The following is a 26,102-nucleotide window of genomic DNA, read 5'->3' as shown; positions in this document are numbered from 1 at the left end:
AAGCCCATTTTGGTTCAGCATTCAGAAACCCATGCACTGTCGCCGGGCCTGTCTTCCGAAAAACGCTCGCAATTTCTCAATCCGCGCTTCTTTTCGGAGCCTTGGTTTGGTTTTTGCATTTTGTAATGAATGCGCGAGCACATCACAGGTTTCAGCGGTTTCCAAGCGCTGGCAAAGACCAATCAGAGCCTGCACCCACGGCCTAGCCCGTGTGCATAAAGCCAAAAGAGGTCACCGGGATTCATGACTATCAGCGATGCGTTGCATCGGTTGTTACTCGACAACCTGACCACTGCCACGATTCTGCTCAACTCGGACCTGCGTCTGGAGTACATGAACCCTGCCGCTGAGATGCTGCTGGCCATCAGCGGTCAGCGCAGCCACGGACAATTCATCAGCGAACTGTTCACCGAATCTGCAGAAGCGCTCAGTTCGCTTCGTCAGGCAGTGGAACAGGCGCACCCGTTTACGAAACGTGAAGCGATGCTGACCGCGCTGACCGGCCAGACGCTGACGGTCGATTACGCCGTCACGCCGATTCTTTCCCAGGCCGAGACCATGCTGCTGCTGGAAGTCCATCCCCGTGATCGCTTGCTGCGGATCACCAAGGAAGAGGCTCAGCTGTCCAAGCAGGAAACCACCAAGATGCTGGTGCGTGGCCTGGCCCATGAAATCAAGAACCCCCTCGGCGGGATTCGCGGGGCCGCGCAGTTGCTGGCACGTGAACTGCCAGAAGAGAGCCTCAAGGACTACACCAACGTCATCATCGAAGAGGCCGACCGTCTGCGTAATCTGGTCGACCGCATGCTCGGCTCGAACAAGCTGCCGATGCTGGCGATGACCAACGTGCATGAAGTCCTCGAGCGCGTGTGCAGCCTGGTCGAAGCCGAGAGCCAGGGTTGCATCACCATCGTGCGCGACTACGACCCGAGCATTCCCGATGTGCTGATCGACCGCGAGCAGATGATCCAGGCCGTGCTCAATATCGTGCGCAACGCCATGCAGGCCATCAGCAGTCAGAACGAGCTGCGCCTGGGCCGCATCAGCCTGCGCACGCGCGCCATGCGCCAGTTCACCATCGGCCACGTGCGCCATCGTCTGGTCAGCAAGATCGAAATCATCGACAACGGCCCCGGCATTCCGCCGGAGCTGCAAGAAACCATTTTTTATCCCATGGTCAGTGGCCGCCCGGATGGCACCGGGCTGGGCCTTGCCATTACCCAGAACATCATCAGTCAGCACCAGGGGCTGATCGAGTGTGATAGCCACCCTGGCCATACAACATTCTCGATCTTCCTGCCGCTGGAACAAGGAGCAGCGTCGACATGAGCCGTAGTGAAACTGTCTGGATCGTCGATGACGACCGTTCCATCCGCTGGGTACTGGAGAAAGCCCTGCAACAAGAGGGCATGACCACGCAAAGTTTCGACAGCGCCGACGGCGTGATGAGCCGCCTGGCCCGCCAGCAACCGGATGTGATCATTTCCGACATCCGCATGCCCGGCGCCAGTGGCCTGGATTTGCTGGCACGTATTCGCGAACAGCATCCGCGCCTGCCGGTCATTATCATGACCGCGCATTCGGACCTCGACAGCGCCGTGGCGTCCTATCAGGGTGGGGCGTTCGAATACCTGCCCAAGCCGTTCGACGTTGACGAAGCCGTTTCGCTGGTCAAGCGCGCCAATCAGCACGCTCAGGAGCAGCAAGGCCTGGCCGTTCCGCCAGCATTGACCCGCACGCCGGAAATCATCGGCGAAGCGCCGGCGATGCAGGAAGTGTTTCGCGCCATTGGCCGCTTGAGCCACTCCAACATCACCGTGCTGATCAACGGTGAATCCGGGACCGGTAAAGAGCTGGTTGCCCACGCCCTGCACCGCCACAGCCCGCGTTCGGTGTCGCCATTCATTGCACTGAACATGGCCGCAATTCCGAAAGATCTGATGGAGTCCGAACTGTTCGGCCACGAAAAAGGCGCGTTCACTGGCGCGGCGAACCTGCGGCGCGGCCGTTTCGAACAAGCCGACGGCGGCACTCTGTTTCTCGATGAAATCGGCGACATGCCGGCCGACACCCAAACCCGACTGCTGCGCGTACTGGCCGACGGAGAGTTCTACCGGGTCGGCGGCCACGTGCCGGTCAAAGTCGATGTGCGCATCATCGCGGCGACGCACCAGAATCTGGAAACGCTGGTTCAGGCCGGCAAGTTCCGCGAGGATTTGTTCCACCGCCTGAACGTGATCCGCATCCACATCCCGCGCATGTCCGACCGTCGCGAAGACATCCCGACACTGGCGCGCCACTTCCTCAGCCGCGCTGCGCAGGAATTGGCAGTTGAGCCGAAGCTGCTGAAGGCCGAGACCGAGGAATACCTCAAGCATTTGCCGTGGCCGGGCAACGTCCGTCAGCTGGAAAACACCTGCCGCTGGATTACAGTGATGGCGTCGGGCCGCGAAGTGCATGTCAGCGATCTGCCGCCCGAACTGCTGAGCCTGCCCCAGGACGCCGCGCCAGTGACCAACTGGGAACAAGCGCTGCGCCAATGGGCCGATCAAGCACTGGCCCGTGGCCAATCCAGCCTGCTGGACAGTGCTGTACCGACGTTCGAACGCATCATGATCGAGACCGCGCTCAAGCACACCGCCGGCCGGCGTCGCGACGCCGCCGTGCTGCTGGGATGGGGCCGCAATACCTTGACCCGCAAGATCAAGGAGCTGGGCATGAAGATCGATGGCGGGGATGACGACGAGGGGGATGAAAGCTGACCTCACTGTCATTTGTGACAGTTTACGCAGTACCGCAACAGTGATTAGCTCCTGACGTCTCGACCACTGAGACAGGGAGCTCAATCACGTGAACCGATTCTGGCGATACGCCCTTCGATGGGGCATCGGCCAACGACTTATACGCCGGCAAATCAAAACTCAAGCGCGCCTGGTCGACTATTCGCTCGTCGAAATGGCCGCATTGCTGCGTACTGGTGAACTGACGTCCCAACAAATCACCCTCGCCTATCTTGAGCGAATTGATCGGCTCAATGGTCCGTTGGAAACCTACAACGACAATGGCGGCTATAACGCCTTTGTGCGTATTGATCGCGAGCAGGCGCTCGCCCAATCACAAGACGCTGACGCATGGATCAACAATCCGGACGATCCGCGTGGCATCGCACCGATGCTTTGCGGAATACCCGTTGGCGTCAAGGACTCCATAGGCATCGTCGGCCTTGAGAGCAAGAATGGCGCACCGGAATTCAGTACCAATTTCGCACTTCGCGATGCCACCGCCGTCGCCCGGTTGCGCGCTGCGGGGGCTGTCGTGCTGGGGCATACCATTTGCTCACGCTTCTCAGGCAGCACCGTCGGTGATTTCGGGTGTAACGCTTGGGATGTGGACAAAGTGCCCGGTGGCTCCAGCTCCGGATCCGCTATAGCCCCGATCGCTCGGCTGTGTGTCGCAACACTGGGGGAGGAGACCGGCGGCTCCATGATCATTCCGGCCGCTGCCAACGGTGCCAGCGCCATCAAGCCGTCGCTGGGCTACGTATCGACCGGCGGCGTGATGCCGTTGCGCATAGGTTGGGATGTGGTCGGTCCGATGGCACGTTCAGTACAGGACGCGGCTCATCTCCTTGCCGCGATACAAGGCCCTGATCCCATTGGCGATCCGCAGACGCTGTATACGCCGCTGCCATTTCCACAGATGCCGACTACACCACGTCCGGGAGAAACCCCACTGGCGGGACTTACGATCGGCGTGCCACAGACTGACTGGATGTCTGCCTCAGACGCTCCTCCGGGACACACTTACGACTCCGACTATGGACTGGCGTTTGAGCGCTTCAAACAGCAGTTGCAGCAGCTCGGCGCAAGCGTGCTCGACTTTGAGGGAGTGAACATGGCCGATGAGGCCAACCGTCTTTATTACGTAGGGCCCGTCCTATGGACGATTGAAAACCTCGATATACGTGTCACGCCCGCAATGGCGACTAGCTACTGCCAGCAATACGAAGCAAATTACTGGCAAGCCGTCGAAGACTTTGTCGCCGGCCGACCCGACGAGGACCGGGAAACACTTCTGCGCTACTACGGCACGGCGTTCACCCACCCTGTCATAGAACAGATGCCGTGCTCGGTACGAATAGAAGCGGAGCAGCGACGTCGCGCGCAGATGGCTCTATGGCAAGACGCTTTGGATGAAGCGGGCGTGGATTTCATGGTGGTCATGCCATTGGGCGCGCATGTAGGGTTTCGATTGGGACTGGGCGATCCCTCCGGATTGCAAAATCAACGGCTCTATTACGATCTGCCCAATGCATTGGGATGGCCGATGGTGACATTTCCCATCGGCCATGGGACTACCGGCATCACCAGACCGTTGCCGGTAAACGCCGCGTTCTGGGGACCACGCTTCAGCGATGCATGTCTGGTGCAGGCAGCCTTGGACTATCAGCACCATTATCCCGAGTACCACCAACAGGCACCCGATGATCCTCAGCTCCGAGCGCCTGCCACGCTTGCACAGCCCCACTGGCCAGTCACCCGCGAAAACTCGACAGATCCACTGGTCAGAGAAGGCAGTCTGCGACCATGAACAGCGACCCGACGGCTCAACTGCCCTTCTTCGTCATCGCCTGGCGCCCAGCCAGCGCTCCGGCACAGTTGGTGTCGGATCGAGGCCAGCCTTACCTGACGGTGGGTTGGCGCGCGCCGCTGGGGGCGGTGAGCTATGCCCGCCCCCAGCGAAGTGAGCCGTTTATTCCGCGGAAGACGGCTTCTCCCACAGATTGATCCCGCCTTCCACCGCGAACCGGTCGATCTCGGCCAGTTCTTCCTGACTGAACTCCAGATTGTCGAGGGCGCCGACGTTCTCGACGATCTGCTCCGGGCGGCTCGCACCGATCAGCGCGGAGGTGACGCGCGGATCGCGCAGCGTCCAGGCCAGTGCCATCTGCGCCAGGCTCTGACCACGACGCTTGGCGATCTCGTTCAGCGCGCGCACATGCTCGATGTTCTGCTCCGATAAGTGCCCTGCCTGTAACGAGCCGCCGCCCGGACGGTTGACCCGTGCGTCTTTTGGAATGCCGTTCAGGTATTTGTCCGAGAGCAGCCCTTGGGCCAGCGCAGTGAATGCAATAACACCCGAGCCGAGTTCTTCGGTGGTGTCCAGCAGGTCTTTTTCTACCCAGCGGTTGAGCAGGTTATAGGCCGGCTGATGAATCAGCAGCGGCACTTTCCACTCTTTCAGCAGGCCTGCGATTTCTCGGGTTTTGGCACCCGAATACGACGAAATCCCGATATACAGCGCTTTGCCCTGCTGCACCGCCGTGGCCAGTGCGCTCGCGGTTTCCTCCAGCGGGGTGTCCGGGTCGAAGCGGTGGGAATAGAAAATATCAACGTAGTCCAGCCCCATGCGCTGCAGGCTCTGGTCGAGGCTGGCGAGCACGTACTTGCGTGACCCGCCGCCCTGACCGTAAGGCCCCGGCCACATGTCCCAGCCGGCTTTGCTGGAAATGATCAGCTCGTCGCGGTACTGCTTGAAGTCTTCCTTGAGCAGGCGACCAAAGTTGATTTCGGCACTGCCATAGGGCGGGCCATAGTTATTGGCGAGGTCGAAGTGATTGATACCCAGATCGAAGGCCGTGCGCAACATGGCACGCTGGGTGTCAATCGGAGTGCTGTCACCGAAGTTGTGCCACAGACCCATGGAGAGCGCTGGCAGCACCAGGCCACTGCGGCCTACGCGACGATAGGGAATGCGTTCATAACGGTTCTCGGCAGCGATGTAAGTCATCCAGTCCTCTCTTTCTTGTATGGAAGTCAGGTCACAAAACGAACCTGCGAGATTACTCGGATTTCTCTGCGGCGAGGGGGTTCAAGGGAGTGGACGAACGCAACGCTTCAGCGCTGACAGATAGCCAGGGCCATTGCATTGTTCGCTGCTGCAGAACAATGAATGCGCTTCTGCGGCGTTTATCAGCGCGGTCTGCCATGTGAAGCTGCACTCATTCTCAATGAAGCGGAGACTCACCATGACGCAATCCACCCCACGCATCACCCGCCCTGTCGCCATCGTCACCGGCGCCTCCCGTGGTATCGGCGCTGAAATCGCCCGGCGCTTGAGCCACGACGGTTTCGCGGTGGTCGTGAACTACGCCAGCAGCGCGGCAGAGGCCGACGCCCTGGTTGCGCAGCTCAATGCCGATGGCGGTCAGGCCATCGCGATCAAAGCCGACGTTGCCAAAGCTGACGAAGTCCGCGCGTTGTTCGAGCAAACGGAGACGCACTTGGGCAAGGTGGATGTGTTGGTTAATAACGCAGGCGTTATGAAGGCGTTGCCGCTGGCGGAGACCAGCGATGAGCAGTTCGATCAGGCGTTCAACATCAACACCCGAGGCACCTTCAACACCTTGCGCGAGGCAGGCGCGCGGATGAACGACGGCGGCCGCATCATTAACTTCTCCACCACTGCACTGGCGCTGAACCTGCCGGGTTACGCGATCTATAACGCAACCAAGGCGGCCGTCGAGGCCTTCACCCATGTGTTCGCCAAAGAGCTGCGCGGGCGGAATATCACGGTGAATGCGGTCGCGCCGGGGCCGGTAGCCACCGAACTGTTCCTGCACGGCAAGAGCGAGGAGCAAATTCAGCACTTCGCCAGCATGCCGCCGTTGCAACGCCTGGGACAGCCGGACGATATCGCCAGCGTCGTGTCGTTTCTTGCCGGCCCGGATTCAGGCTGGGTGAATGGGCAGGTGCTGCGGGCCAATGGTGGCTTGGCGTAAAAAACCAGACTGCAGAAACGCGCGTGCCCGCGAAGATTTCGTGTCAGTCCCGGTTAGGGGACCGACACGACGCCATCGCGGGCACGCGTGCTCCTGGAAAACAACCAGCCTCAACGCACCAGGTGCAGGAACTGCATATGGCGCTCGTACTGGTCGAGGATGTCGTTGATGACCTGTTCCTTGGTATAGCCCACCAGGTCATAGTCCTGACTGCCCTCGCTCAGGTGCACTTCAGCGCGGTAATACCGGCGGTTGTTGAGCTGTTTCGAGCCCATGCCGCCGCGTGCGAAGGACGGCGTGAAGTAGCCACGCATGGTCACCTGGTACACGAACGGACGCTCTTCACCGTGGCCGATTTCCAGGCCCACTGTGTCATTGGCCGGATCCGGCTGAGTCACGACGGTCAGTCCTTTCTCGACAAACACTGCCGTCACTTCTTCAATCGCCGGGCGCACGGTCTGGTCGAGGAAGCGGTAAACCTCATCACGGGACGGGAACGCCACGGCCTGGGTCAGACGCTGACGCCAGCCGCCACGCCGGGACCCGGAGACCGGTGCCAGTGAGTACAGCTGAGCGATCTGGCGCTGGGACTCCATGTAGAACGCCTTGTGCAGCCCCCACATCATCAGCAGCAGAATCAGCGAGAACGGCAATGAGGTCAGCACCACCGCAGACTTCAGCGCATCGATGCTGCCCGAGAACAGCAGGCCGCTGGTGATCAAAGCAGTCATCACGCCCCAGAACACCCGCAGCCATTTCGGGCCGTCTTCGTCCGGGCTGCCGCCTTTGGCAGACAGCGTCGAAAGCACCACGGTGCCGGAGTCGGCCGAGGTTACAAAGAACACGAAGCTGATGAACACCGTCACGGCAATGACCGTCCGGCTCCATGGGTACGTCTGCAGCATGAGATACAGCGTCATCGAAGGATCTTCGATGGCTGATTGGCCCAACGCAGCCATGCCGTGGTTCAGCACCAGGTCGATTGCGCTGTTACCGAAAATCGACATCCACGCCAGGGTGAAGCCCAGCGGGATCAGCAGCACGCCGCAGACGAATTCACGAATGGTGCGACCACGGGAGATGCGCGCGATGAACAGACCTACGAAGGGTGACCAGGCAATCCACCACGCCCAATAGAACACGGTCCAGCCGCCCAGCCAGTCGCTCGGGCCATCGTACGCATACACGTCGAAGCTCTTGACCGGCAATGCGCCGAGGTAATCGCCGATGTTCTGCACCAGGGTGTTGAGCAGGTGCTGCGTGGGCCCGGCGAACAACACGAACAGCAGCAGCGCGCACGCCAGCAGCATGTTGATGTCGGACATGACCCGCACGCCCTTGTCGACGCCCGCGATGGCTACGAGGATTGCCGCGCCCATCATCAGGGTGATCAAACCGACCTGAATCCACTGGGTGTGCGGCACGTTGAACAGGTAGTCCAGCCCGGAATTCAGGTGCAGTACGCCAAAGCCCATGTCGGCGCCGAGGCCGAAGATGGTGGCGATGATGCCGAAGCCGTCGACGGCGTAGCCGATCGGGCCATTGATGCGCTTGCCGATCAGCGGATACAGCGCTGAACGCAATGCCAGCGGCAGGTTGTGGCGATAGGCGAAGTAGGCCAGCGCCATGCCGACGAAGGCGAACACGCCCCAACCGTGCAGGCCCCAATGCAGAAACAGCAGCTGCATGGCCTGACGTGCCGATTGGGTGGTCCCGCCCTCACCCTGGGGCGGCTGCAGCATATGGGTCAGCGGCTCGGACACGCAGAAGAAGAACAGCGTGATGCTGATCCCGGCGGCGAATAGCATGCCGGCCCAGGACAGGTAGCTGAACTCGGGTTCGTCGTGGTCAGCACCAAGCTTGATCTTGCCGTAGCCAGACAGCGCAGTGACCACAACGAACAGCAGATACAGGGTCATGGCCAGCATGTAGTACCAGCCAACGGTGTTGGCGGCCCAGTTCTGTGCGGCGAGCAACCAGGCGCCCGAGGCTTCCGGGAAGCCGATCACGACCAGTCCGAAGATCAGGATAAAGCTGGCGGCAAAGTAGAAAACAGGGCCGTTCATGCGAACAGCCGAGCCGTTTGGAGCGCTTGAATTATTCATATGAATACCGCCGCGCGGGCGAGGGGATCGATCATGGAACGTGAATGCGGCAAAGGTAGGCCTCCTGAGATCAGCGGGCAGCGAACCACCGGTTTAACTTGATTGAACGTTCAATTAAAGCACGAAAAGACAGCCAAAGACTAATGCACGGTGGCGTGACGCTCACTCAGGCGAGGGTAGGACGGACGCCGAAAGCCTTTCGTTCCGTGGGTTCGGGAGGGTTTTCAAAGCACTGAATAAATTGCGGAGTGACACACGCCGCCTTCCCGGCTAAAGCCGGTCCTACACGATGTACGCGATCGATCAGTGGGACCGGCTTCAGCCGGGAAGAGGCCAGCGTGCGCACCCCGAAACTTGTGATATGACGGGCTACTTCGGACAACCATCCTCGTGCTGCAGGCTCGCCTGATTGACGTTGCTGCCCGCCGGGACGCCGCGCGTCAGCCACACATTGCCGCCGATGGTCGAGCCCTTGCCGATGGTGATGCGCCCCAGAATCGTGGCGCCGGCATAGATCACCACGTCGTCTTCGACGATCGGATGACGCGCATGCCCTTTGAGCAATTGCCCGTCTTCATCGGACGGGAAACGTTTGGCACCCAGCGTAACAGCCTGGTAGATGCGCACGCGCTCGCCGATGATGGCGGTCTCGCCGATAACCACGCCGGTCCCGTGATCGATAAAGAAGCTCGGGCCGATCTGCGCACCGGGATGGATATCGATGCCCGTGGCGGAATGGGCCAGTTCGGCGCTGATGCGCGCCAGCAGGGGCAAACCGTTGTGGTACAGGTGGTGGGCCAGACGATGGTGAATCACCGCCAGAATGCCCGGGTAGCACAGCAACACTTCATCGACACTGCGCGCGGCGGGGTCACCGTGGTACGCCGCCAGCACGTCGGTGTCGAGGATGCGGCGAATGGTCGGCAGCGCGCTGGCGAAATCCTGAATCAGCCGCTCCGCATGCACATCCGCGCAGCTGGCATCCTGGCCTTTCTGCCGGGCGGCGTAGCGCAATTCGAGCCGCGCCTGGTCGAGCAGCGAGTTCAACGCCACGTCGAGGGTGTAGCCGACGTAGAAATCCTCGCTCTCTTCGCGCAGGTCCACCGGCCCCAGCCGCATCGGAAACAGCGCGCCGCACAACGCATCGAGAATGTCGCGCATCGCCTCACGGGAAGGCAGCTCGCGGCCGCCCTTCTCGCCGCTGATTCGGCCGTTGCTGGTACGCCAGTCATCACGCGCGGCGCGCAATTCGCCCACAATCCGCTGCAATTGCCAGTGGCCGGTCACGCCCTCGGCGCAGGACTCCGGGGACAGGTCGGGAATAGTGCTCACGCAGATTTCTCCTCAATTCAACGGCGAGTCAGGCTGTAACGGCCGAAGTGGAATCACTCTACGACATCCCTTCGCGGCAAAAAAATAACAATTTTCGTGGGGCTTCTGCGCAGAGGATGAAGGACGCTGGGCGGTTGCCCTGTAGGAACCGTCTGCCTATAGTCCTGCGACCCAATTGCAGACCTGTCGACACCACCATGATCAAACAACAGCTCGCCCGTTTTAATCGTCTGGAATTGCTCGGCGGTCCCACGCCCTTCGAAAAGCTGGAACGCCTTTCGACCTGGGCCGGCCGCGACGTCTATGTGAAACGCGACGACATTACGCCGCTGGCCATGGGCGGCAACAAGCTGCGCAAGCTCGAATACCTCGCGGCCGATGCCTTGGCTCAAGGGTGCGACACGCTAATCACCGCGGGCGCCATTCAGTCCAATCATGTGCGTCAGACGGCCGCCCTCGCCGCCCGCCTTGGCCTGGGCTGTGTGGCGCTGCTGGAAAACCCGATTGCAACCGACGACAGCAATTACCTGGGCAACGGCAATCGCCTGTTGCTGGACTTGTTCGATACCAAGGTTGAGTTGGTCGAGAACCTCGACAACGCCGATGAGCAACTGCAAGCCCTGGCGAGCCGACTGCGCCTCAGCGGCAAAAAGCCGTACCTGGTGCCGATCGGCGGTTCGAATGCCCTCGGCGCATTGGGTTATGTGCGCGCAGGTTTTGAACTGGCCGAGCAGATCAAGCAAAGCGGCCTCTCATTCGCAGCCGTGGTGCTCGCGTCTGGCAGTGCCGGCACCCACAGCGGCCTGGCATTGGCCCTTGCAGAGGAGCTGCCCGAGTTACCGGTGATTGGCGTGACCGTGTCGCGCCCGGAAGAAACCCAGGCGCCCAAAGTTCAGCGCCTGGCCGAGCAAACCGTCGAACTACTGGGCGAATCATTGCCGGCCGCGTTCAAGGTGCAGCTGTGGGATGAGTACTTTGGCCCCCGCTACGGCGAGCCAAATGCCGGCACGTTGGCGGCAATCCGGCTGGTGGCCAGTCATGAAGGGTTGCTGCTGGACCCGGTCTACACCGGCAAAGCCATGGCCGGCCTGCTCGACGGCATTGGCCGGCAGCGATTCGAGGACGGTCCTATCGTCTTTCTCCACACCGGCGGCGCACCTGCCTTGTTTGCATATCCAGACGTCTTCTCGGCGAGATAGGGCCTTGGTCGCGCTCCTGTTCACAGGGCGGTCCGGGCCAGTTATTCGAAAAACTGATAAGCGATCCGCTTTTTATTATTTTTCATCGCTGGATTCGAGTCTTATGATCGCCGCCAGCCGGCGTGCAGAGCCCCGCAGGCGACTGAAAAAGCTGGATAAACGCGTGATGCCAACGTAGCTTCGTCGGGTCTGATACTTGCCTGACATTCCAATTAAAACAGGGGACTTTCATGAACATGTCTGCAATCCGCCGCACCTTTCTGTTGTCGGCCTTCAGCCTGGTGCTGGGCACGGGTCTGGTTAGCCAGGCTGTCGCTGGCGATCAACTGGCAACCATCAAAAAGAACGGAACCCTTAACGTCGGCCTGGAAGGCACTTATCCACCCTTCAGCTTCGTGGGTGAAGACGGCAAGCTGACCGGTTTCGAAGTGGAGTTCTCCGAAGCACTGGCCAAGGAACTGGGCGTCAAGGTCAAGCTGCAAGCCACGCCGTGGGCTGGCATTCTGGCTGCGCTGGAATCCAAGCGTCTGGATGTTGTGGTCAATCAGGTGACCATCTCCGACGAGCGCAAGAAGAAGTACGACTTCTCCGAACCCTACACCGTGTCGGGTATTCAGGCGCTGGTGCAGACCAAAGACGTCGGCGTGATCAAAACGGCTGCAGACCTGAAAGGCAAAAAAGTCGGCGTCGGCCTGGGCACCAACTACGAAGAGTGGCTGAAAGCCAACGTGCCTGATGCCATCGTCAAAACCTACGACGATGATCCGACCAAATACCAGGACCTGCGTGTCGGCCGCATCGACGCCATCCTCGTCGACCGCCTCGCTGCACTGGAACTGGTCGCCAAGACCAAGGACAAGCTGGCCGTTTCCGGCGAACCGTTCTCCCGTCAGGAATCCGGTGTCGCGCTGCGCAAGGGTGAGCCTGAATTGCTGGACGCGATCAACAAAGCCATCGACAAGCTGCGCGCCGACGGCACCCTCGCCAAGCTGTCGGACAAGTACTTCAAGGCTGACGTGACCAAATGATCCCAGAGAGCCTTCAGCTCGCGCTGGACTCCGCGCCCTTCCTGCTCAAGGGCGCGTATTACACGGTGGGCTTGAGCCTGGGGTCGATGTTTTTCGGATTGGTGCTGGGCTTCGGCCTGGCACTGATGCGTTTGTCAAAGATCTGGGTCATCAGCGCCATTGCCAGGGTTTACGTGTCGTTCTTCCGTGGCACGCCGCTGCTCGTCCAGCTGTTCATGATCTATTACGGCCTGCCGGACCTGGGGATTGAACTGGATGCGATCACCGCAGCGCTGATCGGCCTGTCGCTGAACATGGCCGCGTATGCCTGCGAAATCCTTCGGGCCGCGATCAGTTCGGTGGACCGAGGGCAATGGGAAGCTGCAGCGAGCATTGGCATGACGCGCGCCCAGACCATGCGCCGCGCCATTCTGCCGCAAGCTGCACGCACCGCGTTGCCGCCCTTGGGCAACAGCTTTATTTCACTGGTCAAGGACACGGCGATGGCCGCCACCATTCAGGTGCCGGAAGTGTTCCGCCAGGCGCAGCTGATCTCCTCGCGGACGCTGGAGATTTTCACCATGTACCTCACCGTCGCGGTGATCTATTGGGTGCTGTGCAGCATCCTGGCGCATTTTCAAAATCGCCTGGAAGCACGGGCCAACCGCCACGATGTGGAGTCCTGAGGCATGATCACGGTTGAAAAACTGACCAAGCAATTCAAGGGCAACGAAGTGCTCAAGGGCATTGACCTGAAGGTTGAGCCGGGCGAAGTGGTGGCAATCATCGGCCCCAGCGGATCGGGCAAAACCACCCTGTTGCGCTGCCTGAATCTGCTGGAAGTGCCTACGAGTGGCAGCATTGTCGTGGGCGACATCAAAGTCGATTTGAGCCGCCCGTTGAGCCAGCAGCAGGGCCTGATCCGGCAGCTGCGCCAGCATGTCGGGTTCGTCTTCCAGAACTTCAATCTGTTCCCCCACCGCACCGCGCTGGAAAACGTCATCGAAGGCCCGACCGTGGTCAAGAAGATGCCTCGCGAACAGGCCATTGAGCTGGGCCGCGCGCTATTGGCGAAGGTTGGCCTCGCGGGCAAAGAGGACGCTTATCCGCGTCGACTGTCCGGCGGTCAGCAGCAACGCGTAGCGATTGCCCGGGCGCTGGCCATGGAGCCCGAAGTCATTCTGTTCGATGAACCGACATCGGCGCTTGATCCCGAGCTGGTGGGCGAGGTGCTCAACACGATTCACGCCCTGGCCCTGGAGAAACGCACGATGGTCATCGTGACTCACGAGATGAGCTTCGCGCGGGACGTCGCCAACCGGGTGATCTTCATCGACAAGGGGGTCATTGTTGAACAGGGCGAGGCGAAAGCCCTTTTCGCCAATCCGAAAGAGGAACGCACAAGGCAGTTTCTTGAGCGCAGCAGGAACTAGTCCGACACGTTATGTGTTTAAAACGGCGCCAATAGGCGCCGTTTTCTTTGACGTTCATATTTAGAAAAGCGTTGACCCACTAAAAGTCCTACTATTTCGACGCCGGTTAGCCGTAATCAATTTATCTATTTTTTCAATACGAATAGCCCTCACTCTCTCCACTTCCCCGCAACGTTGATTGACCATTTTTTCACCCACAAATAACTGCCGCTGACACTTTCCATCAGCTTGCTGGCTGTGGAATACAGCGTGCCCGGCGGCTCAGGTAGGACCACAGTCGTACCTCCCTCCCCATAAGAACGCACAAGTGTAGGAAGCTTCTGCATTTGCGTTACACACACTTTAAAGACTTAATTACCGTTGACACAAACACCGCAACACAATTAGCTGAAATCGCTCTCGGTGTATTTTCTTTCCAAAACGGCAACCCTCTAATTACCACCGTTTGTAATGTTTGCCATGCCTGCGCATCCCGGCGTGTACTAGTGCCAGTCGTTTTCACGTTGCAGTTCCGATGAATTAACCACCTGACTTGCCTTAACCCAGGCACACATTCGAAGAGTATTAAAGATGATCCATACCCCAGTAATGACGCAGTCTTTCAAGCTGATGGCCCCGTATCTTCCGCAGTCGAACAAGCACGGGATTGGCGCCCTTGCGGCGGCCGATCTGCAGGTACACATTGATCCCTGGCCAGAGATGGACTGCGGTGACTTGATCGAATTGTTTTGGGGAGGCTGTTATGCCGCATCAAAACTTCTATCAGAGTCTGACATCGGACATACATCCGTCCTACATGTACCTGAAAGTTTTCTTCGAAGTGGAAAAGTTAAAACCTACTATCGCGTTACAAAGATAGGCAGCGAACCCATTAAGTCTCCCGGTGCCAAGCTATGGGTCAAACTGGAGACTCCCGGCGGTCAATTGGTCAGCGGCGAGGGTGATGAGAATCAGGGACTGGCACCCGTGACGTTTGCCGAGTCAGTCATGCAAGGCGGCTTGACGGCGCGCCACTTCGATGAGGGCGTGCAGCTCACTCTCGACGCTTATCCCAACATGGACGCCTACGATGAAATCACCCTGCGCTGGGGCGACATGCGTCTGGATCTTCCAGCGCTCACCCAAGACGACGTCGGCATGCCTATTGTTGTGGACGTACCGGCGGAGTTGGTGCGCGAGGCGGGCGATGATCCGCATCTGGAGGTGAGCTATTGCGTGATTGACCGGGTTGGCAACAACTCGCGCTGGGCGCCGGCGCGGCTGATCAAGGTATCGACCGAGGTGATCGATGGGGCCGAAACTTGATATCGGCCCTCTTCAGGACGCTGACGCGGCGCAGCATCAGTGCGCCGCGACACGTCTGCAGCCCGCCTCCTCTGGGCTCACGCCTTCAATCACATGCCGAAATCGTGATCGACACCACAGATCAATCACTGAGAGGAAACCTCCCACATCATCTGCAATAGCGTCCTACAGGTCCCCTCCTTACTACGTGAAAACCGGCTGCTAGCCTGCGGTGAAACCCCTCACGAGGTGTCCACCATGCCCTGCAGACATATCGTCAAGTACATGATTCTGGCCCTGGCTTTCGGCTCATGCCTGACCTACACCCAAGCCACGGCGCTGGCGACGGCCGCCGCTATTTAGCCTTCTATGCTTATTCCTAAATGTGAGTTTATTTAATTTTTATACACGCTTAGGGTATATGCACCGGACCACCGGACCATCGTCAATTTTCTCGCCGCCACAGCGGTATTGATTCGAGGTTCGAATGGTCAAGCACAACGACCCCAGTGCTCGCGCTCGTGAAGGTCACCACCATGACTGATCTGAACGCCCTTTCTGTCCAGCACACCCTGGACGTGGCTCCTCCCCTGCTTCCCGCCAACCTATTGCGCGACGACGCCGACGCGATTGCCGCGGCCCATGAATTGGCCGCCGTCGTGCGCACCCATGCCGCCACGCGAGACCGTGAGCGGCAATTGCCCTGGTCGCAAATCGAGCTGTTTACCCGCAGTGGCCTGGGCGGCATCTCGGTACCGCGGCTCTATGGCGGGCCACAGGTGTCATTCGTGACCCTCGCCGAAGTCTTCGCCATCCTGTCGGCAGCCGACCCTGCCGTGGGCCAGATTCCGCAAAACCACTTCGGTATTCTCAATTCGCTGATCGGCAGCGCCTCAGAGGCTCAGAAACAAACCCTCTTCGCCAGCGTTCTCGGCGGCGCACGCATCGGCAATGGCGGCCCCGAGCGGGGGACCAAAAACACCCTCGATATCCGTACGCGACTGACTGCAGACGGTGATCAGTTTTTGCTCAACGGCCGCAAGTTCTACTCGACCGGCGCGTTGTTCGCCCACTGGGTCGCGGTCAAGGCCATCAATGACGACGGCAAGCAGGTGCTGGTGCTCGTGCCACGCGGGACGCCGGGGCTGTACATCATCGACGACTGGTCCGGCTTCGGTCAGCGCACCACCGCCAGCGGCAGCGTGCTGCTGGAAAACGTGCGCGTGAGTGGCGAGCGGGTTGTGGATAACTGGAAGCTAGGGCTGACACCGAACATCCAGGGCGCGGTTTCGCAGCTGATCCAGGCGGCCATCGATGCGGGCATTGCCCGGGAAGCCATCGACGAAAGCATCCGTTTTGTGCGTGAGCGTTCGCGGCCATGGATCGACGCCAATGTGGAGCGCGCCAGTGACGATCCCTATGTGATCGCCGACATCGGCAAGCTAAAACTCGAACTGCACGCCGCTGAGGCGCTGTTGCGCAAGGCCGGTCGCGTGCTCGATGACATTGCCGCCGCCCCCATCGACGAACACTCAGCGGCGCGGGCGTCCATCGTGGTTGCCGAAGCCAAGGTGCTGACGACACAGGTCGCCCTGCTCGCCAGTGAAAAACTGTTCGAGCTGTCGGGCAGTCGCGCGACGCTGGCCGAATTCAATCTTGATCGTCACTGGCGCAATGCGCGGGTTCACACCCTCCACGACCCGGTGCGCTGGAAGGTCCACGCCGTCGGCGCCTGGCACCTGAATGGCGCCCTGCCTGCCCGTCACTCCTGGATATAACCAGACCACTGGAAGCACACCTATGAGCCTTCAACCCTTGCCGCGTGACACGCAGGCGACCGCCGTGACCGCGATCATTCGTGACGACGCCGAGGCACTGCGCATCGCGCGCACGTTGGCGGAAAATTTCAGACAACAGAGTGCCATTCGAGATCGTGAACGGCGGCTTCCCCATCAGGAACTGGAGGCGTTTTCGCGCTCGGGCCTGTGGGGCATCAGCGTGCCGAAGGCCTTTGGTGGCGCCGGTGTGTCCAATATCACCCTGGCGGAAGTCATCCGAATCATCTCTGCGGCGGACGCTTCGCTAGGGCAGATTCCGCAAAACCACTTCTACGCGCTGGAAGTCCTGCGGGTCAACGGCAGCCCGGCGCAGCAGGCACGGCTGTACGCCGAGGTCCTCGCCGGTCAACGCTTCGGTAATGCGCTGGCCGAACTGGGCACCAAAACCGCCCACGACCGCACCACCCGACTGAGTCGCGACGGCAACGGCTGGCGCATCAACGGCCGCAAGTTCTACGCCACCGGCGCCCTTTACGCACAACGCATACCGACCTCGGTCGTGGATGACAGCGGCGTGCAGTTGGCGTTCGTACCGGCGAACGCAGCGGGGCTGAGCGTGATCGACGACTGGAGCGGCTTCGGCCAGCGCACCACGGGCAGCGGCTCAGTAGTGTTCGATAACGTGTATGTCGAAGCCGATGACGTGGTGCCGTTTCAAACTGCCTTCGAGCGCCCAACCACCGTCGGCCCTTTGGCGCAGATCCTCCATGCCGCCATCGACACCGGCATCGCCCGCGCCGCATTTGAAGACGCGCTGCATTTCGTGCGCACCCGCACGCGGCCATGGATCGACTCCGGCATCGAAAAAGCCGTTGATGACCCGCTGACGCTGCACAGCTTTGGCAAGCTTGGCATTCGCCTGCACGCCGCCGAAGCCTTGCTCGAACGTTCGGGGGAATTTCTGGATCGGGCCCAGGCGGAAACAACGCCGGAAAGGCTGGCGCAGGCATCGGTCGCCGTGGCGGAAGCGCGGGCGATCAGCACCGAGATCTCATTGGAAGCCGGTAGCACCTTGTTCGAACTCGCCGGTTCCCAGGCAACGCTGGCAGAGCACGGCCTTGACCGGCACTGGCGCAACGCGCGGGTCCACACGTTGCACGACCCGGTGCGCTGGAAGTACCACGCCATCGGCAATTACTACCTCAATGACGTCAACCCGCCACGCCGGGGGACGATCTGATGAGCAAGAAAAAGATCCTGCTCAACGCGTTCAACATGAACTGCATCGGCCACATCAACCACGGTTTCTGGACCCACCCCCGGGACACGTCGACCCAGTACAAGACCCTGGAATACTGGACAGAGCTGGCGCAGTTGCTGGAGCGCGGGCTGTTTGACGGCTTGTTCATCGCCGACATCGTCGGGGTCTATGACGTCTATCAGAACTCGGTGGACGTCACGCTGAAGGAATCGATTCAGTTGCCGGTGAATGATCCGCTGCTGCTGGTATCGGCCATGGCCGCGGTCACCAAAAACCTTGGCTTCGGCCTGACCGCCAACCTCACCTACGAGGCGCCGTACCTGTTCGCCCGGCGCATGTCGACGCTGGATCACCTGACGCGCGGCCGCGTCGGCTGGAACATCGTCACCGGGTATCTGGACAGCGCCGCGCGCGCGATGGGCCTGACCGAGCAGATCGAACACGACCGCCGCTACGACCAGGCCGATGAATACCTGGAGGTGTTGTACAAGCTGTGGGAAGGCAGCTGGGAGGACGACGCGGTGATCGAAGACCGTCAGGCGCGCATCTATGCCCAGCCGGAAAAAGTCCACTATGTGCGGCACAGCGGCGAGTTCTATCAGGTGGAGGGTTATCACCTGTGCGAGCCGTCGCCACAGCGCACGCCGGTGTTGTTTCAGGCCGGAAGCTCCGAGCGCGGCCTGCAGTTTGCTGGCAGCAACGCGGAGTGCGTGTTCATCAGCGCGCAGAACAAACCCGCAACCCGCGAGCAGGTCGACAAGGTCCGCGCCAGTGCCATGGCGGCCGGGCGCAACCCGGATGACATCAAAGTGTTCATGGGCCTCAACGTCATCGTCGGTCCCACCGAAGAAGCGACCCGGGCCAAGCATGCGGAGTACCTGACTTACGCCAGCGCCGAGGCCGGGCTCGCCCATTTTGCTGCGTCCACCGGCATCGACTTCGCCGACTACGAGATCGACGAGCCGATCCAGCACGTGAAAGGCAACGCCATTCAGTCAGCGACGAAGATCCTCAAAAACAACGACTGGACCCGCCAGAAGCTGCTCGATCAACACGCCCTGGGCGGCCGTTACATCACGCTGATCGGCTCGCCCGAACAGGTGGCCGATGAGCTGGAATCGTGGATTGCGGAAACCGGCCTGGACGGCTTCAACCTGACCCGCATCGTCACTCCGGAGAGCTACGAGGATTTCATCGATCTGGTGATCCCGGAGCTGCAGCGAAGGGGCTCATACAAGACCGCGTACGAACACGGCACCTTGCGCGAGAAGCTGTTTGAAGACGGTGACGCAAGACTGCCGGAACGGCACGCCGGGGCGAGCTTCAGGGCGCACCCCCCATCGCAGGCGTGAGCGAGCTCAATCCATGTGGGAGCGAGCTCGCTCGCGAAGACAGCTTCACAGACACCCAAGAATTCCAACCAGACCACTGACACGGATTACCCCTCGATGACGAAAACCCTCCTCACCCTCGCGCTGTCCCTGGGCCTGTTTGCCGGCGTCACTCACGCTGCCGATCAACCGCTCAAAGTGGGCACCACTGCCGCGTTCGCCATCCCGCTGGAAACCGCCGTCGCCGAAGCCGAGAAGCAAGGCCTGAAAGTCGAGCTGGTGGAATTCACTGACTGGATCGCGCCCAACGTCAGCCTCAACGCCGGCGACATCGACGTGAACTACTTCCAGCACATTCCGTTTCTGGAGAATGCCAAAGCCGCGTCCGGCTTCGATCTCGTGCCGTACGCGCCGGGCATCATCAACAACGTCGGGCTGTATTCGAAGAAGTACAAAAGCTTCGATGAGCTGCCAACCGGCGCCACCGTCGCAATCGCCAATGACCCGATCAACAGTGGCCGCGGCCTGCAACTACTCGCCAAAGCCGGTTTGATTACCCTGAAACCGGGCGTGGGCTACAAGGCGACCGAAGACGACATCACCGCCAACCCGAAGAAGATCAAGCTGATTCAGGTCGAGGCCGTGCAACTGGTGCGCGCCTATGACGATGCCGACCTGGTGCAGGGCTATCCCGCCTACATTCGTTTGTCGAAGACCTTCGATGCCGGCTCGGCAATCCTGTTCGACGGCCTCGACCATCCGGAATACGTCATTCAGTTCGTCATCAGGCCGGACCACAAGGATGACCCGCGTCTGGCCAGGTTCATCGACATTTACCAACATTCGCCGGTCGTGCGCGCCTCCCTGGATAAGGTCAATGGCTCGCTGTATCAGGTTGGCTGGAAGAACTGATCATGACGGCATCCGCCCAACGGGCTTTGACGCTTGAGGGTGCTGCGGCTCCCCATGCCGCCGAGCGAGCAGAACTGCACCCGGAGAAGCAACGCGCCCATGTGCGCTTCATTAATCTGGGCAAGGTCTATGAATACCCGCAAGGGCCGGTGCCGGCGCTTCAGGGCGTCGATCTGGATATCCAGCGCGGTGAGGTGTTCGGCATCATCGGCCGAAGCGGCGCAGGCAAATCGTCGCTGATCCGCACCATCAATCGTCTGGAGAAACCCAGCAGCGGCCGCGTGCTGATCGATCAGGTGGACATCGGCGACTTCAACGAAGACGCGCTGGTGGCGATGCGCCGACGCATCGGCATGATCTTTCAGCATTTCAATCTGATGTCGGCCAAGACCGTGTGGCAGAACGTCGAGCTGCCGCTGAAGGTCGCGGGCGTGCCGAAGGCGCAGCGTCAGCGCAAAGTCGCCGAGCTGCTGGAGTTGGTGGGGCTGGAAGGCAAGCACAAGGCCTATCCGGCACAGCTGTCGGGCGGGCAGAAGCAGCGCGTCGGCATTGCCCGGGCGCTGGTGCATGATCCGGCGATTCTACTGTGCGACGAAGCGACCTCGGCCCTCGACCCGGAAACCACGCAATCGATTCTGGGGCTGCTGCGCGAGATCAATCAGCGCCTGGGCCTGACGATCATTTTGATCACCCACGAGATGGCGGTGATTCGAGAAATCTGCGACCGCGTGGTGGTGCTGGAAAAAGGTGAAGTGGTTGAGCAGGGCCCGGTCTGGCAGGTATTCGGCAATCCGCAGCATGAGGTGAGCAAGACACTGCTGGCACCGCTGCAACATGCGCTGCCGGAGGATTTGCAGGCGCGCTTGCAGCTCCAGCCATCCGAACAACACGTCAGCGTTGTGCTGGACCTGCAATTTACTGGCAGCGACGGCAAGGAGCCTGATTTGTCGGCGCTGTTCAATGCATTTGGCGGGCGGGTGAGTCTGCTGCACGGCGGCGTCGAACGCATTCAAGGGCGTGCGCTGGGTCATCTGCTGCTGGCGGTGAGTCACTCGCCGCTGTCAGCGGAGGAATTGCTAAATCGCGCCCGCAAACACGCGCATCAGGCGGAGGTACTGGGTTATGTGGCTTGATCGTCTCTGGCAGGGCGTTATCGACACCTTCCTGATGGTCGGCGTGTCGTCGCTGATCGCATTGATATTGGGCATTCCACTGGCGGTGATCCTGGTCACCAGCGGCAAGGGCGGCATTTTTGAAGCGCCCAATGTGAACCGTGTACTGGGCGCGTTTGTGAATATCTTCCGTTCAGTGCCGTTCCTGATTCTGATGGTTGCGCTGATCCCGTTCACGCGGCTGATCGTCGGCACGACCTACGGCGTGTGGGCGGCGGTGGTGCCGCTGACCATCGCAGCGACACCGTTCTTCGCGCGTATTGCGGAAGTTAGCCTGCGCGAGGTGGACCACGGTTTGATTGAAGCGGCGCAAGCGATGGGCTGCCGTCGCTGGCACATCGTCTGGCATGTGCTGTTGCCCGAAGCGCTGCCGGGCATCGTTGGCGGATTTACCATCACGATTGTGACGATGATCAATTCGTCGGCCATGGCCGGTGCCATCGGCGCGGGCGGCCTGGGCGACATCGCTTATCGCTACGGTTATCAGCGGTTTGATACGCAGGTGATGCTCACCGTGATCGTGTTGCTCGTGATCCTGGTGGCGGTGATTCAGTTGGGCGGGGATCGATTGGCATTGCGGCTGAATAAGCGGTGAATGAGTAGGATTTTTCCCCTGGCAAAGTGCGAAAGCTCCATTTATTTTCGAGCAAGGAATTGCTTCAGTTAAATCCGCTAGCCTTGCAAACCTTGAAAGTTGAAGCATAGGGAGGCTAGCAGATGCAAGAGAAGGAACTATCAGACGCTGTTTTCAGCACCGTTCATGAGTTGCAGAGAGATGGGGTGAATCTTGGGCCTTCCAGCCTGGTAGCATTTAATTTGCGAAGCTCGATGATGACCTCATGCCCAGGCACGTTGATACTCCCTTCGCAGTCGTGGACAACGGGTGCCATCGCGCATGAGGTAATTAACGGCGTGCGCACCAACTCATCGTTACCCGAAACCACGTTTGAAACGCTTTGGGAGTGCACGAAGGAGCATTACGCCCTGACCGCCACGTCAGCGATTACGGCCTCAGCAGGAATTCCCATCAACAAGACAGCCGTTGGAGCATGGGTGCACGCTGGCTCAAGCAGAACGACCAACCTCGCCAGCCTGATCGGCATGCGCTTTTTCCCCCGCACACTCATCCGCCATCCGACGGCCGCCAGAATGGCAAAGGCCACCTTCGGCACAATAAGGGTCTTCGGGGTTATCGGAAGAGGAATTCCCTTCGTGGCCGCAGGGCTGGCAGTATTCGATCTGGTGAGCATAGGTCTGTGTGCATATGAGGCGAGAAATGCAAAACAAAGCTGATCGGGCGCAACTGACTCAGGAAGTGATTGAGCTTTTTGTTTCTGTCATTGGCTTTATCCCGCGAAACAACGTCACGCCCACCACCAATTTCATTCGCGACTTCGACATCATCGATGACGATCTCACCTGTTTCATGATGCAGGTGAAGTGGCAATACAAACTGAAGCCAACGCCTGAAGATTGGGCACGGATCGAAACCATCGACGAGGTGGTCGATTTGATCCTCGCTGAGCAATTGATCAAAACCTGAGCGGGGGTATATTGGCGGCTTTCCACGCTCAGACGGCCGCACGATGAAACTCGACCCACATGATCTCGCCCAGATCACCGCCACTACCCTCGGCAATTACAACGAGGTCGCCGAGGGCTTTCGCGAAGGGACCCGCGACCATGATGTGAGCCAGAATATCGACGCGTTGCTGCGCAATATCACCGGCCTGGCGCCGTTCCAGATTCTCGATTTCGGGTGCGGACCAGGGCGTGATCTTCAGACATTTTCTGCCATGGGCCACATCGCCACCGGACTGGACGGCTCCGAACGCTTCGCCGAGATGGCCCGCGCCGATAGCGGCTGCGACGTGCTGCACCAGAACTTCCTGGACATTGATCTGCCCGCAGAACGCTTCGACGGCATCTTCGCCAATGCCTCGCTGTTCCACGTACCGCGTCAGGAATTGCCTCGGGTGCTGCGTGAGTTGCGCGCCGCACTCAAGCCCGGCGGCGTGCTATTCAGCTCCAACCCCCGGGGCGACAATCAGGAAGGCTGGAAAGGCGAGCGCTTCGGCTCATTTCATGATCTCGAATCGTGGAGCGCGTTACTGACCGAGGCCGGGTTCACCGAAGTCGAGCATTACTACCGACCGCCGGGATTGCCGAGAGATCAACAGCCGTGGCTGGCGAGTGTGTGGCGCAAGGTGTGACTGTTGCAGGTCGCGATATTCGGAAAACCGGGCGTATCAGCCGCCCTCGTCCGTTGCGTGATAAACGCTGACCGCTCCGTCAGGCGCAACCGCCGTCACGCTATGCCCTGCATACCGGGTGGTCCCCACCTCACGCGGCGTGCCATCGAAGTTCGCCACCAGCCTTGTTCCGTCCGCGAATGTGGTCTGCTGAACCAGTCGATCATGGGTCAGCCAGCTAAATGCCGTCATCGCCTGGCTGCCAAGGCGCTCGTGCAATGGCCTGAAAAAACTGTCCTGTCGCTGCATCACCGGCAATCGCTCGGCCAGCGTCGCGCTGCTCAGGTGATACAGCGGCGGCACGTTATAGAGCAGTTGAGCGAGCTCGTTGTGCTGCCTGACATTCACCAGTTTCAGGCTGTCGAACAGCCAGTGGTGAGTCGTGATGACTGATCCATGAAATACGGTTTGATACAGCGGCAGACGGGTCGTCGGGTTGAAGTGAACGGTGCGATAAGGCTCCTTGATCGGCACCGGCTTGAAGAACACGTCCGGCTGCTCCGGCGGATACCAACTGCCCAGGTACCAGCGGGAGGACTTGTGCTGACTGAGGTCCGAATCACCCCAGCCGATCACCGGCGTCTGCATGCCGTGAGCAAAAAGGATGCCTGCGGCGGTGACAGCATTGCCGTCCTCGGAACCTGAGGGCAGCGCTCGGGCTTCAGCCACCCACTGCGAAGCACTGACATTGGCGGAGGCGTTCTGCATCTGGGTCATGGTCGCGCCGGGGCGATAGCTGTCAAACAGCATCCCCGTGGCGTAGGCATCCAGAAACCAACTGTTGAAACCGGCGGCGGCCTGGACAGCCGTAATTCGCGCCTGCATCAACGGCCGGACACAACGTGGATCGGTGTAATGCCCGGACTGCTGAAAACCTGCCTTGAACGTGCCGTCCTTCAGCACGATGGCGCATTGACGATGTGCGTCGCTGCCCAGATGAGCGGTCACCCAGTCCGAGTTTTCATGTGTCGCCAGAGCCGTTTCGTAGGAGTCATAGGGCGCAATCAGATAGCCTGCCTCTACGGCGGCGCGAACGGCTTCGGGATGCCAGAGCCCGCCCTCCCAACCTTCGCCGAGCCCAAGCCACAGACGGGACAAACCGGATGTTTGCAGATCTTTGACGCCCTTAACGGACAGCGCGCCGCCCCAGGTTGAGGGGTCGTCAGCAAGGGCGCCAGCGAACAGGCGGGCAACTTCCTCGCGGAGCTCGCTGTAACGCGAGGCCAACCGCGACATGTCGGGCGGGGCATCACGTTGCCAGGCTTGCCTTGCGACAGAGTTGAGCGCGCTGTTGAGACTGCGCAGCAGGGCGACCCGTTGCCAGTGTTGCAACTGCCCATGGCTTCCACTCAGCGCAATCAAGGCCTGTTTATCCAGCCGCTTGCGCAGTTGCACGGCCAGTGGTTCGTCGGACGCAAGTACCTGAGTCAGGCGCTCCCATGATTTAACGTCCCCAGGCGCGAGCAAGTCGTTGCCCCACAGATACACGTGGGCGGCGCCGAGCAGCTTGCGCCCCTCCGGGGTTTTCTCGAACTTGCTTTCGAGCGTCTGATATTCGCCATTGTCGATGAGCCACTGCCGATAGCGCCTCGCACCGGCCAGCGGATCGGGAGCGTCCAGAGACAGGCGAAAGGTCATTGGCGCACTGACATCCAGCGCCGTGAACTCATGAGTGGCGGACAACCCCAGCGCGACACCCTGCGAATACAGGCTCAGACGATTATTGAACGGGTTGGTCAACAGCCAGGTCAGGGTGAACGCGCCGTGGTCCACTCCCCACAGCGGCAAGCTCAGGTCCTGCGTGGTGTTGATCTCGCCCTGGGCCACCAGAAACTGTTGCCAGACGTTGTTACCCCGAGGGACGTAATGACCCTCCGCCATCGGCCAGATCAGCGCTTTGCCCATGGCCTCGCCGGGCTGATTCAGGAACTCCAGCACGCCGGCATCCCGGGCCTTGATGGTCAGCAAGAGGTCACGTTGCTGCAGCCGGACTTCGAGATGCCAGGCGCCGTCGTCCCACTGCCACGCGAGGGAGTCCTGCGAAGCCTTGAGCTCACTGACGCGATGCGCTTTGACCCCGCTTGATGCCTGCAAAGCAGGTTGCCCGGTTGGCGAGACGCAGACCGCGAGTGTCTGCGGATCAACGTTCACCCGCCAGAAGTCGTTTTCCAACGTCTCGGCCGAACTGCCGAATGGCAGCAGCCAGCTCAACAAGAGGCAGACACACAAGCGTACTGAGAAAAAAGACATGCCGA

General features: G+C 60.2%; 22 protein-coding genes. 18 read left to right on the top strand and 4 right to left on the bottom strand.

The window, feature by feature from the left end:
• The first annotated feature begins 243 nt into the window (after positions 1-243).
• From glnL to AC3ISG_RS00910, 3 genes are all read left to right on the top strand, one after another.
• Positions 244-1,329 carry a nitrogen regulation protein NR(II) gene (gene glnL / locus AC3ISG_RS00920; protein WP_074890143.1) on the top strand — a complete coding sequence of 362 codons (1,086 nt, stop codon included), beginning with the start codon at positions 244-246 and terminating at the stop codon, positions 1,327-1,329.
• The gene (gene ntrC, locus AC3ISG_RS00915) at positions 1,326-2,762 is read left to right on the top strand and encodes a nitrogen regulation protein NR(I) (RefSeq protein ID WP_122536769.1); all 1,437 of its coding nucleotides are present in this window, start codon (positions 1,326-1,328) and stop codon (positions 2,760-2,762) included. Before glnL ends, ntrC begins: the two co-directional genes overlap by 4 nt.
• Positions 2,763-2,850: 88 nt before the next feature.
• Positions 2,851-4,590, top strand: coding sequence for an amidase (locus AC3ISG_RS00910; protein ID WP_489298318.1), 1,740 nt, complete (start codon positions 2,851-2,853; stop codon positions 4,588-4,590).
• Between the two features lie 162 nt (positions 4,591-4,752).
• On the opposite strand, the gene mgrA is transcribed toward AC3ISG_RS00910, so the two are convergent.
• Positions 4,753-5,790, bottom strand: a complete 1,038-nt coding sequence (mgrA, locus tag AC3ISG_RS00905; RefSeq protein ID WP_122536767.1) for an L-glyceraldehyde 3-phosphate reductase — start codon at positions 5,788-5,790, stop codon at positions 4,753-4,755.
• 238 nt (positions 5,791-6,028) lie between these two features.
• On the opposite strand from mgrA, the gene AC3ISG_RS00900 reads away from it, so the two are divergent.
• On the top strand, positions 6,029-6,781 hold the full coding sequence (locus AC3ISG_RS00900) for an SDR family oxidoreductase (RefSeq protein ID WP_489298317.1): 753 nt from the start codon (positions 6,029-6,031) through the stop codon (positions 6,779-6,781).
• Between the two features lie 110 nt (positions 6,782-6,891).
• On the opposite strand, the gene betT is transcribed toward AC3ISG_RS00900, so the two are convergent.
• Both betT and epsC read right to left on the bottom strand, forming a co-directional pair.
• Entirely contained in the window at positions 6,892-8,847 is a 1,956-nt protein-coding gene (gene betT, locus AC3ISG_RS00895; protein ID WP_163022128.1) for a choline transporter BetT, read from the bottom strand.
• 408 nt (positions 8,848-9,255) lie between these two features.
• Complete coding sequence (gene epsC / locus AC3ISG_RS00890) at positions 9,256-10,200, bottom strand: serine O-acetyltransferase EpsC (protein WP_197986109.1); 945 nt, start codon at positions 10,198-10,200, stop codon at positions 9,256-9,258.
• A 215-nt stretch (positions 10,201-10,415) separates the two neighbouring features.
• Between epsC and AC3ISG_RS00885 the strand changes: the two genes are divergently transcribed.
• From AC3ISG_RS00885 to AC3ISG_RS00820, 14 genes are all read left to right on the top strand, one after another.
• Positions 10,416-11,417, top strand: a complete 1,002-nt coding sequence (locus AC3ISG_RS00885) for a D-cysteine desulfhydrase (protein WP_489298316.1) — start codon at positions 10,416-10,418, stop codon at positions 11,415-11,417.
• A 230-nt stretch (positions 11,418-11,647) separates the two neighbouring features.
• Positions 11,648-12,445 (top strand): cystine ABC transporter substrate-binding protein, encoded by a 798-nt coding sequence (gene tcyJ, locus AC3ISG_RS00880; RefSeq protein WP_369306615.1) that lies wholly within the window; start codon positions 11,648-11,650, stop codon positions 12,443-12,445.
• The gene (tcyL, locus tag AC3ISG_RS00875; protein WP_122536762.1) at positions 12,442-13,110 is read left to right on the top strand and encodes a cystine ABC transporter permease; all 669 of its coding nucleotides are present in this window, start codon (positions 12,442-12,444) and stop codon (positions 13,108-13,110) included. Before tcyJ ends, tcyL begins: the two co-directional genes overlap by 4 nt.
• Positions 13,111-13,113: 3 nt before the next feature.
• A complete protein-coding gene (tcyN, locus tag AC3ISG_RS00870) occupies positions 13,114-13,857 on the top strand; it encodes an L-cystine ABC transporter ATP-binding protein TcyN (RefSeq protein WP_065991020.1) in 744 nt (247 codons plus the stop codon).
• A gap of 570 nt (positions 13,858-14,427) precedes the next feature.
• Positions 14,428-15,162 (top strand): hypothetical protein, encoded by a 735-nt coding sequence (locus AC3ISG_RS00865; RefSeq protein ID WP_489298315.1) that lies wholly within the window; start codon positions 14,428-14,430, stop codon positions 15,160-15,162.
• Positions 15,163-15,677: 515 nt separating this feature from the next.
• A complete protein-coding gene (locus AC3ISG_RS00860; RefSeq protein WP_489298314.1) occupies positions 15,678-16,919 on the top strand; it encodes an SfnB family sulfur acquisition oxidoreductase in 1,242 nt (413 codons plus the stop codon).
• Between the two features lie 37 nt (positions 16,920-16,956).
• Positions 16,957-18,159, top strand: a complete 1,203-nt coding sequence (locus AC3ISG_RS00855; RefSeq protein ID WP_489299434.1) for an SfnB family sulfur acquisition oxidoreductase — start codon at positions 16,957-16,959, stop codon at positions 18,157-18,159.
• A complete protein-coding gene (locus AC3ISG_RS00850; protein WP_489298313.1) occupies positions 18,159-19,532 on the top strand; it encodes an LLM class flavin-dependent oxidoreductase in 1,374 nt (457 codons plus the stop codon). The genes AC3ISG_RS00855 and AC3ISG_RS00850 overlap by 1 nt, the downstream gene beginning before the upstream one ends.
• A 96-nt stretch (positions 19,533-19,628) precedes the next feature.
• A complete protein-coding gene (locus tag AC3ISG_RS00845; protein WP_122536758.1) occupies positions 19,629-20,423 on the top strand; it encodes a MetQ/NlpA family ABC transporter substrate-binding protein in 795 nt (264 codons plus the stop codon).
• A gap of 2 nt (positions 20,424-20,425) precedes the next feature.
• Positions 20,426-21,556 (top strand): methionine ABC transporter ATP-binding protein, encoded by a 1,131-nt coding sequence (locus AC3ISG_RS00840; RefSeq protein WP_489298312.1) that lies wholly within the window; start codon positions 20,426-20,428, stop codon positions 21,554-21,556.
• Positions 21,546-22,190 carry a methionine ABC transporter permease gene (locus AC3ISG_RS00835; RefSeq protein ID WP_489298311.1) on the top strand — a complete coding sequence of 215 codons (645 nt, stop codon included), beginning with the start codon at positions 21,546-21,548 and terminating at the stop codon, positions 22,188-22,190. Before AC3ISG_RS00840 ends, AC3ISG_RS00835 begins: the two co-directional genes overlap by 11 nt.
• Positions 22,191-22,312: 122 nt before the next feature.
• Positions 22,313-22,888 carry a hypothetical protein gene (locus AC3ISG_RS00830; protein ID WP_122536755.1) on the top strand — a complete coding sequence of 192 codons (576 nt, stop codon included), beginning with the start codon at positions 22,313-22,315 and terminating at the stop codon, positions 22,886-22,888.
• The gene (locus AC3ISG_RS00825) at positions 22,872-23,138 is read left to right on the top strand and encodes an acyl carrier protein (RefSeq protein WP_122536754.1); all 267 of its coding nucleotides are present in this window, start codon (positions 22,872-22,874) and stop codon (positions 23,136-23,138) included. The genes AC3ISG_RS00830 and AC3ISG_RS00825 overlap by 17 nt, the downstream gene beginning before the upstream one ends.
• A gap of 43 nt (positions 23,139-23,181) precedes the next feature.
• Positions 23,182-23,808: a class I SAM-dependent methyltransferase gene (locus AC3ISG_RS00820; protein WP_489298310.1), complete on the top strand. Its 627-nt coding sequence runs from the start codon at positions 23,182-23,184 to the stop codon at positions 23,806-23,808.
• 36 nt (positions 23,809-23,844) lie between these two features.
• Here AC3ISG_RS00820 and AC3ISG_RS00815 read toward each other — a convergent pair whose 3' ends face one another.
• Positions 23,845-26,097, bottom strand: a complete 2,253-nt coding sequence (locus AC3ISG_RS00815; protein WP_489298309.1) for a glycoside hydrolase — start codon at positions 26,095-26,097, stop codon at positions 23,845-23,847.
• Positions 26,098-26,102 lie beyond the last annotated feature (5 nt).

It is taken from the genome of Pseudomonas sp. GL_135, assembly GCF_057834665.1.
The sequence above is the reverse complement of the archived record's forward strand: the minus strand, read 5'-3'. Positions and strand labels throughout refer to the sequence as shown.